This window comes from Actinomadura sp. J1-007 (genome assembly GCF_009793335.1).
GTDB classification, from domain to species: Bacteria; Actinomycetota; Actinomycetes; order Streptosporangiales; family Streptosporangiaceae; genus Spirillospora; species Spirillospora yumaensis.
In genome coordinates this window covers 6298854-6316734 of sequence record NZ_WING01000001.1, presented here as the reverse complement: position 1 = coordinate 6316734, position 17881 = coordinate 6298854, and the positions used below count along the sequence as shown (strand labels likewise).

The 17881-nt window shown below is 74.9% G+C and carries 16 protein-coding genes; 10 read left to right on the top strand and 6 right to left on the bottom strand.

Translation table 11 applies throughout. The annotated features are described in order from the left end of the window. Positions 1 to 60: 60 nt before the first annotated feature. The gene (locus tag GEV43_RS46990; protein WP_164717212.1) at positions 61 to 237 is read left to right on the top strand and encodes a hypothetical protein; all 177 of its coding nucleotides are present in this window, start codon (positions 61 to 63) and stop codon (positions 235 to 237) included. Between the two features lie 79 nt (positions 238 to 316). On the opposite strand, the gene GEV43_RS28670 is transcribed toward GEV43_RS46990, so the two are convergent. From GEV43_RS28670 to GEV43_RS54055, 3 genes are all read right to left on the bottom strand, one after another. Next, positions 317 to 1126, bottom strand: a complete 810-nt coding sequence (locus tag GEV43_RS28670) for an inositol monophosphatase family protein (protein WP_160823353.1) — start codon at positions 1124 to 1126, stop codon at positions 317 to 319. 53 nt (positions 1127 to 1179) lie between these two features. Then, positions 1180 to 2076: a ferrochelatase gene (locus GEV43_RS28665; RefSeq protein WP_160823352.1), complete on the bottom strand. Its 897-nt coding sequence runs from the start codon at positions 2074 to 2076 to the stop codon at positions 1180 to 1182. A gap of 95 nt (positions 2077 to 2171) precedes the next feature. Further along, positions 2172 to 3419, bottom strand: coding sequence for a lytic transglycosylase domain-containing protein (locus GEV43_RS54055; RefSeq protein WP_160824832.1), 1248 nt, complete (start codon positions 3417 to 3419; stop codon positions 2172 to 2174). Positions 3420 to 3549: 130 nt separating this feature from the next. Here GEV43_RS54055 and GEV43_RS28655 point away from each other — a divergent pair, with 130 nt between their 5' ends. The 7 genes from GEV43_RS28655 (at position 3550) to GEV43_RS28625 (ending at position 9793) form a co-directional block, all read left to right on the top strand. Continuing rightward, entirely contained in the window at positions 3550 to 4746 is a 1197-nt protein-coding gene (locus GEV43_RS28655) for an MFS transporter (RefSeq protein ID WP_160823351.1), read from the top strand. Between the two features lie 128 nt (positions 4747 to 4874). Then, positions 4875 to 6080 carry a D-arabinono-1,4-lactone oxidase gene (locus GEV43_RS28650; RefSeq protein ID WP_375539060.1) on the top strand — a complete coding sequence of 402 codons (1206 nt, stop codon included), beginning with the start codon at positions 4875 to 4877 and terminating at the stop codon, positions 6078 to 6080. 209 nt (positions 6081 to 6289) lie between these two features. After that, complete coding sequence (locus GEV43_RS28645) at positions 6290 to 6565, top strand: hypothetical protein (protein ID WP_160823350.1); 276 nt, start codon at positions 6290 to 6292, stop codon at positions 6563 to 6565. A 6-nt stretch (positions 6566 to 6571) separates the two neighbouring features. Continuing rightward, on the top strand, positions 6572 to 7021 hold the full coding sequence (locus tag GEV43_RS28640) for a hypothetical protein (protein ID WP_160823349.1): 450 nt from the start codon (positions 6572 to 6574) through the stop codon (positions 7019 to 7021). Positions 7022 to 7630: 609 nt separating this feature from the next. Further along, positions 7631 to 8263, top strand: a complete 633-nt coding sequence (sepH, locus tag GEV43_RS28635; protein ID WP_160823348.1) for a septation protein SepH — start codon at positions 7631 to 7633, stop codon at positions 8261 to 8263. Continuing rightward, positions 8260 to 8835 carry a hypothetical protein gene (locus tag GEV43_RS28630; RefSeq protein ID WP_160823347.1) on the top strand — a complete coding sequence of 192 codons (576 nt, stop codon included), beginning with the start codon at positions 8260 to 8262 and terminating at the stop codon, positions 8833 to 8835. The genes sepH and GEV43_RS28630 overlap by 4 nt, the downstream gene beginning before the upstream one ends. Before the next feature lie 355 nt (positions 8836 to 9190). After that, complete coding sequence (locus GEV43_RS28625) at positions 9191 to 9793, top strand: hypothetical protein (RefSeq protein WP_160823346.1); 603 nt, start codon at positions 9191 to 9193, stop codon at positions 9791 to 9793. On the opposite strand, the gene GEV43_RS28620 is transcribed toward GEV43_RS28625, so the two are convergent. Both GEV43_RS28620 and GEV43_RS51245 read right to left on the bottom strand, forming a co-directional pair. Beyond that, positions 9703 to 11142 (bottom strand): PH domain-containing protein, encoded by a 1440-nt coding sequence (locus GEV43_RS28620; protein WP_309239884.1) that lies wholly within the window; start codon positions 11140 to 11142, stop codon positions 9703 to 9705. The two genes, GEV43_RS28625 and GEV43_RS28620, sit on opposite strands and share 91 nt — an antisense overlap. A gap of 304 nt (positions 11143 to 11446) precedes the next feature. Further along, the gene (locus GEV43_RS51245) at positions 11447 to 12007 is read right to left on the bottom strand and encodes a PH domain-containing protein (protein WP_309239883.1); all 561 of its coding nucleotides are present in this window, start codon (positions 12005 to 12007) and stop codon (positions 11447 to 11449) included. Between the two features lie 368 nt (positions 12008 to 12375). On the opposite strand from GEV43_RS51245, the gene GEV43_RS28610 reads away from it, so the two are divergent. Further along, the gene (locus GEV43_RS28610) at positions 12376 to 13368 is read left to right on the top strand and encodes an ATP-binding cassette domain-containing protein (protein ID WP_160823344.1); all 993 of its coding nucleotides are present in this window, start codon (positions 12376 to 12378) and stop codon (positions 13366 to 13368) included. Next, complete coding sequence (locus tag GEV43_RS28605) at positions 13365 to 14174, top strand: ABC transporter permease (RefSeq protein WP_160823343.1); 810 nt, start codon at positions 13365 to 13367, stop codon at positions 14172 to 14174. Before GEV43_RS28610 ends, GEV43_RS28605 begins: the two co-directional genes overlap by 4 nt. 213 nt (positions 14175 to 14387) lie before the next feature. Here the strand turns inward: GEV43_RS28605 and GEV43_RS28600 are convergent, their stop codons facing one another. Further along, the gene (locus tag GEV43_RS28600) at positions 14388 to 17783 is read right to left on the bottom strand and encodes a BTAD domain-containing putative transcriptional regulator (RefSeq protein WP_160823342.1); all 3396 of its coding nucleotides are present in this window, start codon (positions 17781 to 17783) and stop codon (positions 14388 to 14390) included. Positions 17784 to 17881 lie beyond the last annotated feature (98 nt).

Below are 17881 nucleotides of genomic sequence, written 5' to 3'. Positions count from 1 at the left end.
GGAACAGGTTTACCTTCAGCCTAGGTGTGGGTAGGAGCGGCCTGATCCGGGAGGAGGCCCATGGGCGAGTTGTCACGCGCGATTCAGCAGCGACTGGACGATGCTTACGCGTCGCTGCGCAGCGCCCACGCAGACGGTGACACCTACCTGGCGGACGTCCGCCAGGAGGAGATCAAAGAACTGCGCCGGATCGCAGCGAACCACGACATCGGCGTCGAACCACCCCGCTGCGACTGAGGACGCCCGACACACCGGGGAGCCCGGGGCCACGGCCCTCGGCTCCCCGTTCGCGTTCCGGGGCCCCGCCCGCCCGCGGTCAGTCGCGGGCCGGGTCGAGCGGGGCGAGCAGGTCGTGCAGGGCCTCGAACGTCCCGGGGCCGCCCGCCACGGCGAACTCGGGGCTCACCGGCGCTCCGCGCAGGCCCTCCACGCGCCCGCCCGCCTCCTGGACGATCAGCGCCCCGGCGGCGACGTCCCACGCCTGGACGCCCCGCTCGTAGTAGGCGTCGACCCGTCCGGCCGCGAGGGAGCACAGGTCCACGCAGCAGGACCCGCCGCGCCTGATGTCGCGGACGGCCGGGAGCACGCGGGTCAGCACCTCGGCCTGCCGGGCGCGCCGCGCCGACCCGTACCCGAACCCCGTGGCGACCAGCGCCCGCTCCAGCGGCACGCCCGCGTTGACGCGCAGCTCGCGGGCCGCCGAGCCGGTGTGCAGCAGCGCGCCGCCGCCGCGCACGGCCGTGTACGTCTCGCCCCGGCGCGGCATGTCCACCGCGCCGGCGACCGCGACGCCGTCCACCTCGGCGGCGATGCTGACGGCCCAGTCGGGCAGGTCGTACAGGTAGTTCACGGTGCCGTCGATGGGGTCGATCACCCAGCGGACGCCGCTGCCGCCCTCGCGGCTCCCGCCCTCCTCGCCGAGGAACGCGTCGCCCGGCCGGGCCGCCAAGATCCGCTCGATGATCAGCTTCTCGGCGGCGCGGTCCATCTGGGTGACGACGTCGGTCGGGCTGGTCTTGGTCTGGACGACGTCCGGGCCGCCGGCCGGGCGCTTGTCGACCAGCATCCGGCCCGCCTCGCGCGCCGTGGCGACGGCCAGGTCCAGCAGTTGTTCGGGCAGGCTCATCCGGTTCCCCCGGGGGTCGTGGCGGTGCGGGCGGCGCGCCGCCCGCCCGGCGGTCAGGCGGACAGCAGCTCGCGCGGCAGCGCGGCGAAGCGCGGGTCGGCGCCGGGCGTCGCCGCGCGGGCGAACGCGAGGCCGAGCTCGGCCGCCCGGTCCGCCGCCTCCACGTCCAGGTCGTACTTGACCTCCATGTGGTCGGAGACGAACCCGATCGGCACGGCCGCGGCGGCGCGGACGCCCTCGCCGTGCAGCTTCTCCAGGTGCTCGACGATGTCGGGCTCCAGCCACGGCTGGCTCGGCGGCCCGCTGCGGCTCTGGTAGACCAGCGCGGACGGGCGGTCCGGCGCGACCCGTTCGCGGACGATGGCCGCGACACGTTCCAGCTCGGCCACGTAGTCGGCGCGGTGCGGCTGCGACAGCGGCACGCTGTGCGCGGTGAAGAGCAGGTGGGCGTCGTCCGGCAGCCGGGCCAGGGCGTCGCGGGCGGCGTCCACGAACGGCTCCACGAACCCGGGCCGCAGGCAGTAGACGGGCAGCTTGTCGATCTCCGGCGCGCCGGGGACCTCCGCGCGGGCGCGCGCGATGTCCTCAAGGTACTGGTCGTTGGTCGAGTAGCCGCTGTAGGCGGACGTCACGAACGCCGCCGCGCGCCGCACGCCGTCGGCCTTCATCCGGCGGACGGTGTCGGCGAGGTACGGCTTCCAGTTGCGGTTGCCCCAGTAGACGGGCAGATCCACGCCGTGGGCCGCGAAGTCGGCCTCGATCGCCGCCTTCAGCTCCCGGCACTGCCCGTTGATCGGGCTCACCCCGCCGAAGAGGTGGTAGTGCCTGGCGACGACCTCCAGCCGCTCGCGCGGGACGTTGCGGCCCCGGGTCACGTTCTCCAGGAACGGGATCACGTCGTCGGGCCCCTCCGGCCCGCCGAAGGACACCAGGATCAGCGCGTCGTACATGCCTCCATCCAACCAGCCGCTCCCCCAAGCCCGTCCCCGCCCCGCCTCCCGCCATGATCTTGTTCGGCGCCGCCCGGGAGGCCGGCCGGGGGCTTCTAGTACGCGGAGGCGTAGGCCCTGGCGAGGTTGAGGACCTTCTGGACGTACCAGTCGGCGTGGTTGTAGTGCCAGATCGCCCGGTAGAGCTGCTGGCCGCCCTGTCCGGCGCCGTTCGCGCACAGGTACTTGGCGGCGCCGGGGATGGCGTCGTACGGGTTCATGATGTCGGCCTTGCCGTCGCCGTCGCCGTCCACCCCGTACGACTTCCAGGTGGCGGGCATGAACTGCATGGGGCCGAGCGCGCCCGCGCTGGAGCGGCCCGCGTTGCGGCCGTGGTCGCTCTCGACCTGCCCGATCGCCGCGAGGACCGTCCAGGACAGGCCGCGGCAGCTCGTGGCGGCGCGCTTGTAGAGGTCGAGGTAGCCGCCGGAGCGGCCGCCGCCGCTCGGCGGCTGGTACTTCCGCTCGTGCAGGTTGACGATCTTGACCCGGCCGCCGAGGGCCTTGCCGACGGCCTTGCCGAGCTTGCCGGGCTCGACGCCCGGGGCGTTCACCAGGACCGCGACGTTCGGGAACAGGCCCATGCCGTCCCCGGCCTTGCGGCTGACGAGCATGTCGATGCCGGGCAGGCCGAGCGCGCCCGAGCCGCCCATCAGCAGGTTCGGGACGGTCTTCCCGACGACCGGGTACTGGGTGCCCTCGGCGAGCTGGAGCTTCTCGGCCGCCTCGGTCGAGACGACGAACCGCTCGGCGGCGAGCGCGGACCACAGCTCGGTCTTGGTCGCGGTGCCGGGCGGGGTCCACGACCGGAACGACGACGGGTCCACGGCGAACGCGTTGACCTGGCGGCCCTGGAGCTGGACGGCGCCGCCCGCGACCGCGATCACGTCCTTGACCTTGCGGAGCCGGGACAGCTTGTCGATCTTCCTCTGGTCGATCGGGCCCGTTCCGACGGCCAGCACGTCGGGCGGGACGACGCGGCGCAGCGGCGCGACCTGCGCGCCGTCGGACACGTTGGTCACCGGGCCGCCGGGGCCGCCGTTCGGCGGGTCGGCCCGCTGCCCGCCCTTGTCTCCCCCCTTGGAGTCACCGGACCGCGACACGGTGTAGACGCCCGCGGACAGGCTCCCGAGCAGCAGCACCACGACGGCCGTGACGAGCACCGCGACGGTGCGGCGCCGCCGCCCCGCCGCCGGGGCCTTGGCGGGCGCGGCGCCGGCGCGGGCCGGCCGCGCCTTGCGCGCCTTCTTCTCGGGCTTCGGCCGTCTGCCGGGCGTCGGAGGTGAAGGAGGAGCCACAACCATTCCCAACGTGTGTCGCTACGGATCGGTTACCCGTCTTTGCACTTGTTTCGCCCAGGTAACGTGATCATGGGGCTGACGTTGCGCGACGAGGCCGGGGGCGCCCCGCCTCCGGAGGGTGGGGGAGGCGAGGGTGGCCAGTCCGTACCGGGACCTGTTCGCGGTGCCCGGGGCCCGGTCGTTCGTCGCCGCGGGCTTCGTCGGTCGCATGTCCATGTCCATGGTGGGGATCGGCATCGTCCTACTCGTGTCCGCGGTCACCGGATCGTACGGTATCGCCGGTGCGGTGGCGGCGACGCTCTCCCTGTCCTATGCGGCGGGTTCGCCACTCAGCGCCCGTTTCGCCGACCGGTACGGCCAGCACCGGGTGCTCGTCCCGGTCGTGCTGGCGAACGCCGTGAGCTTCACCGTGCTGATCTCGTTCGCGCAGGCGGGGCTGCCGGTGTGGACGCTGTTCCCGGTGGCCGCGGCGGCGGGCCTGTCGCAGGTGTCGCTGGGCGCGTGGGTGCGGGCGCGGTGGACGCACGCGCTGCGCGACAACCCGGCGCGGCTCGGCACGGCGTTCTCGTTCGAGTCGGTGGTGGACGAGGCGATCTTCGTGACCGGGCCGCTGGTGGTGACCGCGCTGGCGACGGGCGTGCACCCGGCGGCGGGCCTCGCCGTCCCCGCGGTCTGCACGCTGGTCGGGGGCCTGGCGTTCGCGGCGCAGCGCGGCACCGAGCCGCCGCCGCGCCCGCGCGAGCCGGGGGCGGGCGGCTCGGCCCTGCGCAACCCCGGCGTGCTGGTCATGACGCCGGTGTTCCTGATGATGGGCGTGGTGTTCGGGGCGATCGACGTGAGCGGCATCGCGTTCGCCGAGGACCAGGGGCACAAGGGCCTGGCCGGGGTGCTGCTCGGCTGCTACGCGTTCGGCAGCGGCGCCGCGGCCCTGTGGTACGGGGCGCGCAACTGGCGGGCGCCGCTGTCGCGCCGGTTCCTGGTCGGGCTGTTCCTGCTGATGGCGGGGCTCGTCCCGCCGGTGCTGGTGGACGACCTGTGGCTGATGATGTTCGTGGTGTTCTTCTCGGGGCTGTCGATCGCGCCGACGGGGATCGCGGGCTACGGGCTCATCCAGCGGATCGTCCCGCCGCGGCAGCTCACCGAGGGCCTCGCGATGGTCTCGACGGCGGTCGGGGTCGGGGTCGCGCTCGGATCGTCCCTCGCGGGGCGGCTGGTGGACGCGTTCGGGCCGCGGCCCGCGTTCCTGGTGCCGCTGGGCGCCGCGGCGGCCGCCGCGCTGGTGGGCCTGGCGGGCCACCGGGCGATCAGTAAACGTGAACTTTCCTCATGAACGTCCGCCGAGTAGAGTCCTCGCATGTCCCCCGTGACCACACAGAACTGGCGTAACTGGGCAGGGAACCAGCAGGCCAGCCCGCACCGCGTCACCACCCCCGCACCACCGACGAGGTCGCCGCGGCGGTGCGGACGGCGGCGGCCGACGGCCTCACGGTCCGGATGACCGGCACCGGCCACTCGTTCACCGGCGCGGCCGTCGCCGACGGCGTGCTGCTGCGGCCCGGCGGGCTGACCGCGGTCCGCGCGGTGGACACCGCGACCGGCCTGGTCACCGTCGAGGCGGGCCTGCCGCTGCACGCGCTCAACCGGCTCCTGGACGAGCACGGCCTCGCGCTCGCCAACATGGGCGACATCCAGGAGCAGACCGCGGCGGGCGCGCTCCAGACCGCGACGCACGGCACCGGCCGCGACGCCGCCGGCCTCGCCTCCCAGGTCGCCGCGCTGGAACTGGTGCTCGCGGACGGCACCGCGGTCACCTGCTCGCCGGACGAGCGCCCCGAGCTGTTCGACGCCGCCCGCGCCGGCGTCGGCGCCCTCGGCATCGTGACCGCCGTGACCTGGCGGACCGTCCCGGCGTTCCTGCTGCGCGCGCGGGAGGAGCCGATGGCCTGGGACGAGGTCCTGTCGCGGGTGGACGAGCTCGACGCGGCCAACGAGCACTTCGAGTTCTACTGGTTCCCGCACACCGAGCGGTGCCTGACCAAGCGCAACAACCGCGTCGAGGGCCCCGCCGAGCCGCTGTCGCGGTTCAAGGGCTGGCTGGACGACGAGTTCCTGTCCAACACGGTCTTCGGCGCCATCAACCACGTCACGCACCGGGCGCCCGGCACGGTCCCGTTCGTCAACGGCATCTCCGCCAAGGCCCTCGGGGCGCGCACGTTCACCGACACCTCCTACAAGGTGTTCACCAGCCCGCGCACCGTCCGCTTCAAGGAGCAGGAGTACGCGATCCCGCGCGACCAGCTCGTCCCGGCGCTGCGCGACCTGCGGGCCCTGTACGAGAAGAGGGGCTGGCGGATCAGCTTCCCCATCGAGGTGCGGATGCTGCCCGAGGAGGACGCCTGGCTGTCGATGGCGTACGGGCGGCCCACCGCGTTCATCGCGATCCACGTCTTCCACCGCGACCCGCACGAGGAGTACTTCCAGGGGGTCGAGGAGCTGATGACCGCGGTCGGGGGCCGTCCCCACTGGGGCAAGATGCACACCCGCGACGCGGCGTACCTGGAGACCGTCTACCCGAGGCTGGCGGACTTCCGCGCCCTGCGCGACGAGCTCGACCCGGACCGCCGCTTCGCCAACGCCTACACCCGGCAGGTCTTCGGCGACTGACGCGCCCGACGCGAACGCGCCCCGGGAGCCCTTTCGAGAAGGGCCGTCCGGGGCGCGTTTCGTCGAAGGTCAGGAGCCGTCGCGGGGGCGCCGTTCTGCTGCTGCTCCCCGAGCCCGATCCCGAGCCGTTGCCGCCGTGCTGGCCGCCGTTCTGCCCGGGGCCGCCCCCGGGCTTGCCCGTCGACCCGCCGGACGGCGGGTTGACCGGCGTGGACGAGTTGCTCGGCGGGGTCACCGGCGGCGTCTCCGGCTCGCGGCTCGTTCCGCCCGACGGCTGCCCGCCCGAGGGCTGCCCGGTGGACGGCGTGCCGGTCTCGGGGCCCGACGGAGACCCGCTGCCCGGCGTCTCCGGACCCGTCTCGCTGGTGGTCGGGTGGGGCGTCGGGTCCTGGCGCCGCTCGCCGCCGCCCTCGCCGAAGAACGTGCCGACGCTCGTCCCCTTGCCCTGGTGGTTGCCGATCGGCGTCCCGGTGGACGCCTCGTAGATCGTGATGCCGCCGATCACGATCGCGAACACCGCCGCCGACGACAGCGCGAGCTTCACCCAGTGCTGCTTGGCCCACTCCAGGGTGCTCTGCCACGCGTCCTTCCAGGCCGCGCCGCGCACCGCGCGCTCGTCGGCCAGGGCGCCCGCGACCTTCTCGGCGGGCGGCAGGTCCATCCGGGTGAGGTCGGCGTCCAGGCGGGTGGCGTTGGGGTCGCCGCCCACCGGCAGGTCGAGGCGCGTCGCGTTCGGGTCACCGCCCCCGGCGGCCGCACGGCCCGCGGCCGCTCCGGCGGCGCCCGCCGCCCCGGCGGCTCCCGCGGGCGGCCACACCCGGGTACGGGTCGGGTCGGCGCTCCTCGCCTCCTCCGCCGCGCCCCTGGCCGCCGCCTGCGCGTCCGCCTCGGCCTGGAAGTGCGTCCGCTCCTTGATCTGCTCCTTGCCCTGGTCCAGGTAGTGCTTGCAGATCGCGGCCCCCGCCGTCGAGGCCACGCTCATGAACGCGGCCCCGATGATCGTCCCGTACACCCCCAGATAGGACGCGCCGACGGCCGCCGCCAAGGTGGCGATGCCGCTGGCGATGAGCTGTGTCGTGCTGACGTCGGGCAGCTTGCGCTGCATTACACGATTCCCCCTCATCCCTACCAAGCATGAAAATCCCCGGTAACCGAAACTAACGGCGGATCGCGGGTGTTCCGGTCGCGGACGTGACGCTCGCAACCCCGAAACGCTGGAGCCAGGGGTACCCATCAGGCACAGTGTGGAAAAGGATCCACAAGAATCAGGCGGGGCGACCCCAGCCGGACCCCGGCACGGGCAAGCTTGGTCAGGTGCCCTCTTCGGCCTTGTGAAGAGGGCTTCGAGAGCGGCGATGTTCGGACATGCCGGGTACGGTGCTGGCAGCAGGTGTGTCCGAAAGAGAGACTCGGGAACCCGGGGGAAGGGCACGCATGCGCCCTCGGTGGGAACCGGACGGCCGGCCGGCGCGAGAACGGGTGAGGCGGACTCGCGGCGGGAGGGCGTCCGGCGACCTCCGTGCCGTCAGGAAAGGGCAGGAAGGACACGCATGCAGGAGCTGCGCCTCGTCGCGGTCAGCGAGGACGGTACGTACCTCGTCCTGGCCACCGCGGGCCGAGGCACCCGGTTCACCCTGCCCGTCGACGACCGGCTCCGCGCCGCGGTCCGTGGGCACTTCTCCCGCCTCGGCCAGTTCGAGATCGAAGTGGAGAGTCCCTTGCGTCCCAAGGAGATCCAGGCTCGGATCCGGTCCGGCGAGACCGCTGAGGAGATCGCCGAGTCGGCCGGCATCCCGGTCGAACGCGTCCGCTGGTTCGAGGGACCGGTCCTCCAGGAACGCGAGTACATGGCTCAGCAGGCGCAGCGCGTCGCCGTCCGCCGTCCCGGCGAGAGCACCCCGGGCCCGCCCCTCGGCGAGACCGTCGAGGAGCGCCTCGGCCGCGGCGGCGTCGACCTCGAAGAGGTCGAGTGGGACTCCTGGAAGTGCGAGGACAGCACCTGGCGGGTCCGCCTGTCCTTCTTCGACAACGGGCGCCCGCACGCCGCCGAGTGGGTCTTCGACCCCCGCCGCCGCCACGTGTCCCCCTCGACGAGGTCGCCGCCCGCCTCACGGCCGTCGAGTGGGACGACGAGGCCCTGTCCGACACGGTCACCCCGCTCGTCCCGCGCCGTCCCGCCATGAAGGTCGTCTCGAACGACCCGTCGCGCGGCGTCGCGGGCGAGGCCGAGGACGAGCGCGAGCCGCTCCGCGCCGCCGAGGCGGGCGAGTACATCATCCGCCAGGGCCGCATGGTCGATCCGCACCCGGCGTTCCCGCCGCGCGAGGAGCCCCGCGAGCTCCAGCCTCCCGGGCCGCGCCGCGTCGAGCAGCCCCGCGAGCCCGCCCGTCCCGCCGCCTCCCGCGAGGACGCCGACAGCGCGGGCGAGCAGGCGGGCGAGCGCTACACCTACGAGAGCGCCCCTTCCCACGAGAGCGCGCCGCCACGCCGTCCCGCGCAGCCGAGCGAGACCGCCTCCTACTCGTACGAGCCCGCTTCGTACGACGACGACTCGTACGAGAGCGCGCCGCCACGCCAACGCCCGGAGCCGCCCGCCGCCCCGCACGCGAAGAGAGCCGCGGGGAGCGCCCCGAGGACAGGGACGTGGCCCCGCGCGCGAGCGTGCCGCCGACGCGCCGCGCGAGCAGCGCCCCGTTCCGCGACCGGCCGCGCCGCCGGAACCCGTCGCCGAGACCGTCGCGCACGAGGACGATGAGCCCCGCGCGACCGTCCAGGCAAGCGAACCGGAGCCCGTCTCCGAGGACGTCCCGGCACGCGGCGACGCCGAGCCCCAGGCCGCGGCGCGCCCTGAGGCTCCGGTCGCCGAGGCGCGGGAGACGACGGCGAGCGACGTCGGGTTCGCGGACGACGACGCGGCCGATCCGGTCGCGCGGTCGCGCAGGGAGGACGAGCCCCGCGCCGCGCAGGACGAGCCCCGTCCAGCGCAGGCCGCCTCCGCGCCCGCCGAGGCGCAGGCCGACGAGGACGGCGCGCCGTCCGAGGACACCGCCGGCGTTGACGACGCCGAACGCGAGGACGAGACCGAGGAGGCCGCCAGCGCGGAGGCCGACGTGTCGTCCGCGCAGGAAGAGGCCGAGGAGCCCGTCGCCGTCCGCGACGAGGAGCCGCGCGCCGAGGACACGGCAGGGGAGAACGAGAGCGCCGACGCCGAGCCCGAGGAGGACGCGGAAACGCGGCCCGGCGAGGCCGCCGCCTCGCAGCGGGTCGCGGCGCCGCGCGAGGAGTCCGCGCCCGTTCGCGAGGAGGAGCCCGCGCCGCGGCCCCCCGCCGCGCGCAAGCCCGCGCCGCCCAAGGAGCCGCCGCGTCCCCCGGCCAAGAAGAAGCCCACGGGGCGTCCGGCCATGCCCGCCGCCGCGCAGGCCGACAAGCCGTCGCCCCCGCGGGCGACGCTCCGGCGCCGCAGCGGCCCGCGCGCAACCGCCGCAAGTCGAAGGGCAAGCGCGCGTCCGTCCCGTCGTGGGACGAGATCATGTTCGGGGCGCGCCGGCCCGAGTGACCGCCGTCCGGCCTTGGGGCCCCGCCGTTCTCCGGAGCGGCGGGGCCCTCCCGCGTCCGGAACGGCTCACTCGTCGAGGAACGGGGCCACCCAGGCGGGGGTGATGGCGGCGGCGAACGCCACCGCGTCCTCCTCGGCCAGGTCGATGGCGGGGTAGCCGCCGTCGCCCGCGCCGACGGCGACCACGAGGGTGGCGAGGCCGAGGCGGCGCTGGAACAGCGTGCGGCGCACGCGCCAGCCGACGATCGCGCGGTGCTCGACCACGACCTGGCGGCGGCGCAGCGAACCCGAGCGCACGGTCAGGCGGACGTCGTCGGTGGCGTGGCCGAGCTGCCGGTAGCGGTCCAGTCCCAGCGGAACGGCGCAGGCGGCGGCCACCAGCCCGGCGTACGCCACCCAGGGCTGGCCCGCCAGGAACGCGATCGCGGCGAGGGCGACCGGCGGCGCCACGGCGCGGACGACGCGGCGTCCCCGCGCGGCGCGCGGGTGCGGGACGAGCGGCCCGGGCACCAGCCCGAGGACGCGCCCCGCCAGCGTCTCCGCGACGGGCCTCGGCGCGGCCGGGAACAGGCGGCCCCGGTGCGCCGCGTCGCCGAGGCCCGTGACGAGCGCGCCGAGCCGCAGCACGCCCGCGGCGCGTTCGAACGGGTTGTCGCTCAGCTCGACGCCGCGGATCCGGCGGCGTTCGAGCGACACGCTGCGGCGGGTGAGCAGGCCCCGCTCGGCGACGATCGAGCCGTCCCGCGCGTAGACGCGGAAGTCCCAGTTGAACAGCGTGAACACGATGACCGACATGACCGGCATCGCGAGCAGGAACAGGACGGCCAGCGCGATCACGACCGCGGACGGCAGGCCGACCACGTCGTGGCCGAGGTCCGCCAGCCGCTCCTGGGTGATGAGGCCGAGGTCGTCGCTCAGGTTGTAGAGGGTGCCGAGCAGGCTGCCCGCGAGGGCGAACGGCGTCAGCAGGTACGCGCCGCTGAGCGGGGCGTACACGTACCAGCGCGGCAGCATCCGCGCGAGCACGCGGCGCGGCGGACTCGCGGACGCGGCATGGTCGGCGCGATCGGCGTGCTCGGTGCGGTCGGCGCGGTCGGCCGCGCCGGCGTGGCCGGCGGGGCGGGCGCGGCGGCTGAGCAGGACGCGGCGGAGCCGTTCGGCCTCGTGCCGGGAGACCGCGTTGAGCTCGCCCTCGCCGCCGTCCGCGCCCGCGTCGATGTGCACGACCGCGAGGCCGAGCGCCCGGTGCGGCAGGGACGCGCTGATGTCCACGCCCCGGATCCGGTCGCGGGGGATGCTCTTGACCGAGCGCCCGATCAGCGACCGCCTCAGCTCGATGCGGTCCTCGTGCAGCGCGTAGGTGAACGTCACCCAGGTCGCGACGTGGAACAGCAGGCCGAACCCGAGCCCGACCAGCGTGAAGTAGAACGCGGTGGACAGCCCGCCGACCATCAGGCCCGTCGCCCCGGCGGCGAGCAGCGCGATCAGCTCCCGCGCGGCGCCCACGACGAACGTCAGCGGATGCAGCCGGAGCGCCCGCCCGCCGTTCCCCGCCCGTTCCGGCTCCCCGTTGCCGGACGGCCCGCCGCCGGACGCCGCGTCCGCCGTGCCCTCGCCTCCCGCTCCCCGGCCGCCGCCACGGAACGGTCATGGGGCGCGGCGCCAGAATCATGTGGCGTTCCGGCAGGCCCGGCCTGACCCGCGGCACCGCCCGGTGGTCCGGCGGGCGGGGACGGCCGGTCGGCGGGACGGTCCGGGCGGTCGTTCGAAGGGGCGGACGGCGGAGGATCGTCGCGGCCTTCCTGCACGCTCACGTCGCGTCGTCGCGGAGGTCGTGCGCGCGGTGCGCGAGCTGCTCGGCGAGGGCGGTGGCGACGGCGACGGGAAGGCCGGACACCTCGGACGAGCCGGTGTGCGAGGCGGTGTTGACCTGGATGGTGGCGAGGCCCAGCATCCGTTCGATCCAGCCCTGCTCGGTGTCGACGGTCTGGATGCGGCTCACGGGGACGAGCAGCCATTCGCGGCTGAACCAGCCCGTACGGGTGTAGACGACGTCGGAGCTGACCTCCCAGCGGTGCACGCGGTAGCGCCAGACGGGGGCGGCGGTGACCATGAGCAGGCCCGCCGCGCCGACGGCGATCGGCAGCCACCAGACGTGCCCGGCGAGCCAGCGGGGCAGGCCGTCCCATCCGGAGTCGTCGATCCAGGCCGCGACGCCCCAGGCCAGGCCGAACGCCAGGCCCCACAGCAGGAGGTACTCGATGGCCCAGTGCGCGATCGCGCGGGCCGACACCCGGTTGGCGGGCGGCCGCAAGCGCGGCGGGTGCGGCTGCCCGCCGTCGCGTCGTTGGTGGCGCCGCACCGCCGTCACGGGTACGAGTCTAGATCCCCGCGGGAGTCCCGCAGCGGACCCCGAACGGGGGTCGGTCCCGCCCGGCCACTCCCAGAAGAGGGCAAACAGGACGAATTGCCCGGATTTGACGTGGAGATGTGCCGTGCGTGGGCTCGGCCGCGCATGATGAAGAGATCGCGGCCCGAGCGGGGAGCCGCCCGGTGCGGCGGATCTCAGCGTTCTGTCAGACCCGTGTGCGACCTTACGGATGGGCGTCCTCCCGCCGCCGGTGCGCAGTGATCGGCGGCGGAAAACGGGATGCGCACCCCTCCGGACGGCACGTAGTTTGACTTGCCCTCGCGTCAAGGCAGTGAGATGTCCGGCATACGAGTACCTAGGGAGATCACATGACATACGCCATCCAGGCCGAGGGTCTGGTGAAGCGCTTCGGTGAGACCCGGGCGCTGGCCGGCGTCTCGCTCACCGCCGACGCGGGCACGGTGATGGGCGTCCTCGGCCCCAACGGGGCGGGCAAGACGACCATGACCCGGATCCTCGCCACGCTGATCGAGCCGACCGAGGGCACCGCCCGGGTCGGCGGGTTCGACGTGTGCAAGCAGGCCCACCAGGTGCGGCAGCTCATCGGCCTGACCGGGCAGTACGCCGGGGTCGACGAGATGCTCACCGGCACCGAGAACCTCGTCCTCATCGGGCGGCTGCTCGGCCTGTCGCGCCGTTCGGCCAAGGCCCGCGCCAAGGACCTGCTGGAGCGGTTCCAGCTCACCGAGGCCGCCGAGCGCGCGGCCAAGACCTACTCCGGCGGCATGCGGCGGCGCCTCGACCTCGCCGCGAGCCTCGTCGGCGACCCCAAGATCCTGTTCCTGGACGAGCCGACCACCGGCCTCGACCCCCGCAGCCGCAACGGCCTGTGGGACATCGTCCGCGGCCTGACCAGGGACGGCGTCACCGTGCTGCTCACCACGCAGTACCTGGAGGAGGCCGACCAGCTCGCCGACGACATCATCGTGATCGACCGCGGCCAGGCCATCGCGCACGGCACGTCCGACCAGCTCAAGGCGCAGGTCGGCGGGCAGGTGCTGGAGGTCGCGCCGATCCACGAGGCCGACGCGGACACGATCGCCCGGGTCGTCGGCGACCTCGCCGACGCCGTCCCGGAGGTGCGCGGCGGCCTCGTCTCCACCCCGATCCCCGACCCGGCGATCATGCCCGCCGTGGTGCGCCGCCTCGACGAGGCGGGCGTGGTGGTCGGCGAGCTGTCGCTGCGCAAGTCGAGCCTCGACGAGGTCTTCTTCGCCCTGACCGGGCACCACACCGACGACATCGACGCCGAGGCCGGCGAGCTCGCCCAGGCCGCCGACAAGGAAGGAGCGTCGGCGTGACCACGGCGACCCTCACCCCCCAGCCCCTGACCAAGCGGGTCTCCCCCGCCATCGCCGCGCGCAACACCGCCACCCTGGCGTGGCGCAACCTCGTGCAGATCAAGCACAACCCGATGGAGCTGCTCGACCTGTCGATCCAGCCCATCATGTTCGTGCTGCTGTTCTCCTACGTGTTCGGCCCGGCGATGAAGGGCAGCGTCGAGGCGTACCTGCCCGTCGTGATCCCCGGCATCATCGCGCAGAACGCGCTGTTCGCCGGGATGAGCACCGGGTTCGGGCTCAACACCGACATCACCAAGGGCGTGTTCGACCGGTTCCGCAGCCTGCCGATCGCCCGCAGCGCCCCGCTGATCGGCCGCATCATCGCCGACACCGTCAAGCAGGCGTGGTCGATGATCATCCTGCTGGCGGTCGGCTTCGCGATCGGGTTCCGCATCGAGACCAACGTGCTGGCGCTGCTGGTGGCGTTCGTGCTGCTGCTGGCGTTCGCCGTGCTGTTCTCGTGGACCTCGGTCTACATCGCGATGAAGGTGAACGAGCCGGAGAAGGTGCAGATCTTCGGGTTCGTGGTGATCTTCCCGCTGAGCTTCCTCAGCACCGCGTTCATCCCGACGACCAAGGGCATCCCGGGGTGGCTCGCCTGGCTGATGGACAACAGCCCGGTGACCCAGCTCGTCGAGGCGATGCGCGGCCTGCTGGTCGGCGGGCCCGTCCTCGAGCACGCGCTCATCGCGCTGGCCTGGGGCGTCGGCATCTCGATCGTCTTCGCCCCCCTCTCGCTGCGCGCCTTCAAGGCCCGCGCCTGACCGGAACCGCCGCGAGCGGCCCGAGCGCCCGCCCGCCGCACGACCGACCGACCGCACCGACCGCACCGACCGAACGCACAGGCCGGTGCGGTCCGAGGACCGGGGACGGGGCGAGGCCCGAGGGTCCAGGCCCGTCCCCGAGCGCGCCGGAACGGGGTCGGGGCGGGGCACGAGGGTCCAGGTCCGTCCCCGAGCGCGGCGGGCGGGGGCGGGCTAAGCGGCGGGTGGCGGGGGGCTCGGCTTGATGGACATGGGGGCGGGGCGCTCCAGGCCGAAGCGGTCGACGAGCTGGTCGAACGTGACGGCGGCCCCGCGCTCGTACGCGGCCGTGAACGCGGGCTCCCCCAGCCGGTCCCGGACGTCGTCGTGGATGGCGGCGACGTCCGGGAGGGAGAGGTCGCGGATGCCGCGCAGGGCGTCGGCGGTGCCGAGGAGCCCGGCGGCGCGCTCCGGGTCGTCCTCCCGGCGGGCGAGGTCGGCGAATCCCGCGAGGACGTACGCGACGATCGGGTAGTCGCGCGCGCGGACCGCGCCGCGCATCGCCTCGTCCAGCCGGCCGCGCGCCGCCGCGGTCTCGCCGAGGTCCAGGTCGAGCTGCGCGCGTGACGCCAGCACCATGGAGCGGAACTGCGGCGGTCCCCCGGCGTTCGCCATGAGGTCCTCGGCGCGGCCGAGGCGGCGCGCGGCCGTCGCGCGGTCGCCCGCGCGCCGCGCGAACTCGCCGAGCTGGTAGTGGATCGCGGCGATCTCCTCGGGCTGTCCCCGGCGCTCCGCCTCGCGCAGCGACTCGGCCAGGAACGCCTCGGCCCGTTCGCGGCGGCCCGCCAGGTCCAGCGCGTTGGCGAGCTTCATGTGGACGTGCAGCAGCACGACGCTGCCCCCGCCCAGCTCGGCGTTCAGCCGCAGCGCCTCCTCGTAGAGCGCGACGGACTCCGCGTGCCGCCCGGTCCGCCCGACCACCTCCGCCTGCCCGGCCAGCGTGAACGACAGCCCCCACCGGTCGCCCGCCTCGCGGAACGCCGCGAGCGCCTCGGAGAAGTCGCGCTCCAGCTCCCCGGTCCAGCCGAAGTTGATGCCGAGCTGGCCGCGGACGAAGTGTGCGACGCCGCGCACCCACGGGTCCGGGTCGTCCAGGAGCGCCTCCAGGCTGGGCGGCGTCCCGTCCTCCCAGCCCTCCAGGTACATGATCAGCGTCGCGGAGAGCATCCGCAGGACGGGGTGCAGCGCCTCCGGCCGGAGCATCGCGCAGATGTCCCGGGTGCGGCGCAGCCAAGCGCCGGCCGTCTCCAGGTGGTGCGGGCCGTCGAGGGTCGCCATCGCGCCGATCCCGAGCGCGACCGCGGTCGTCTCGTCCTCGGGCAGGCCAGGCATCGCGGCGATCTCGACCAGGTGCTCGGCGCCCTCGTTGTGCTGCCCGCGCAGGAACCAGTACCAGCCGAGCGCCGCGCAGAACCGCACGGCGAGCGCCGCGTCGCCCGCGGCGACCGCGAAGCGCAGGGCGCTGTGGGTGTTGTCGTGCTCGGCGGTGAGCCGGTCGAGCCAGCGGAGCTGCCCGGCGCGGTACAGGTGCGGCTCGGCGGTCTCGGCCAGCTCCACGAAGTACGCGGCGTGCGCCCGCCGCAGCCTCTCCTCCTCGCCCGCCTCGGCGAGCCGTTCCAGGCCGTACGCGCGGATCGTCTCCAGCATCGCGTAGCGCGGCTCCCCCGCGAGGCCGTCCTCCCCCTCGCGTACGACGACGAGGGACTTGTCGACCAGGGCGGTGAGCACGTCCATCACGTCGGAGCGGTCCAGCTCGGGCCCGGCGCACACCTCCTCGGCGGCCTCCGTCGTCGCGCCGCCCACGAACACCGCGAGCCGCCGCCACAGCGCCCGCTCCGCCCCGTCCAGCAGGTCCCAGCTCCACTCCACGACGGCGCGCAGCGTCTGGTGGCGCGGCAGCGCCGTACGGCTCCCCGCGTTCAGGAGCCGGAAGCGGTCCTCCAGCCGGTCCGCGACCTGCCCCGGCGTCATCGCCCGCAGCCGCGCCGCCGCCAGCTCGATCGCGAGCGGCATCCCGTCCAGGGCCCGGCAGATCTGGACGACCCACGCCACGTTCGCGTCCGTGACCTCGAAGCCCGGCGACACGGCCGCGGCCCGGTCGGCGAACAGCCGCACGGCCGGGTACCGCGCCGCCTCGGCGGCGCTCGCCGCCGGCGGCGGGAGGGCGAGCGGCTCGACCGGCCACAGGCTCTCCCCCGTGATGCCGAGCGGCTCCCGGCTCGTGGCGAGGATCCGCACGCCGGGGCACGCGGCCAGCACGCGGTCGGCGACCCGCGCGGCCGCGTCGAGCAGGTGCTCGCAGTTGTCGAGGACGAGCAGCAGCCGCCGCCCGGCGAGCGCCGACACGAGCCGTTCCAGCGGGTCGGCGGGCTCGGCGGCCGGCAGCCGGCCGAGCGGCGCGGCGACCAGCGCCGTCTCGTTCAGGCCGAGGACGGTGAGCAGGGTGGGCGGCAGCTCCGCGGGGTCGAGGACGGGCGCCAGCTCCACGAACCACGCCCCGTCCGGCGCCGTCTCCCCTCGGCGTCCGGCGGCCTCCTGGGAGAGCCGGGTCTTGCCCGCCCCGCCGGGACCGGTGAGCGTGACCAGCCGGCCGTTGCCGAGCAGCTCGCCCACGGCCCGCAGGTCGTCGTCGCGTCCGATGAAGCTGGTGAGCCGGGCGCGCAGGTTCCCGCGCGGCCCGGCCGCCGACGCGGCCGCTCCCGGCTCCGGCGCACCTGACAGGCCGTCCGCGGCGGACGCGCCACTCCCCGTCGACCGCGCCGCCGCTCCGGAGGGCGCGGGAACCGCGGCGACAGCGGGGGACGGGGCGGGGCGGGGCGGCAGCAGGCACGGGTCCTGGCGGAGGACGGCGAGGCGCAGCTCCTCCAGGTCGCGGGACGGGTCGACGCCCAGGGCCTCGGCGAGCTCGGCCCTGACCGCGTCGTACTCGGCGAGGGCGTCGGCCTGCCGGCCCGCCCCGTACAGGGCGCGGATCAGCCTGCCGCGCACGGGCTCGCGGAGCGGGTCGGCGGCGGCGAGCGCCTGGAGTTCGGGGATCAGCTCGGCGTGGCGGCCGAGGGCGAGGTCGGCGTCGACCCGTTCCTCCACGGCGCCGCGGCGCAGGCCCTCCAGGCGGGCGGCGGGCCCTTCGGCGAAGGGCAGCCCGGCGGCGTCGGCGAGCGCGGGGCCGCGCCAGAGCGCGAGCGCCTCGCGCAGTTCCGCCGAACGGGCGGCGGGGTCGGCCGTACGGCGCGCGCGGACGACGCGGGCCTCGAAGTCGTGGGCGTCGATCGCGGACGCGGGCACGTCCAGCCGGTACGCGCCCGCGCGGGACTCGACGCGTTCGCGGCCGATCGCGGCGCGCAGGCGGGAGACCAGGGACTGGAGGGCGTTCGGCGCGGCGGCGGGGGCCCGGTCCTCCCAGAGGTCGCCGATGATGCGCTCGGCGGAGACCAGCCGGCCGGGTTCGAGCGCGAGCAGGGTCAGCAGCGCCCGCAGCCGGGCGCCGCCGATCTCGACGCGGCCGCCGTCCGCCGCGCCGGACGGCCCGTCCGGCGCGACCTCCAGCGGCCCGAGTATCCCGATCCGCACGTGACGATTGTTCCTCATCTTCCCGGTACGCAACGTCTTCCCGGTACGGAACGCCGGACGCCCCGGCGGTCGCGGGGACCGCCGGGGCGTCCGGGAGA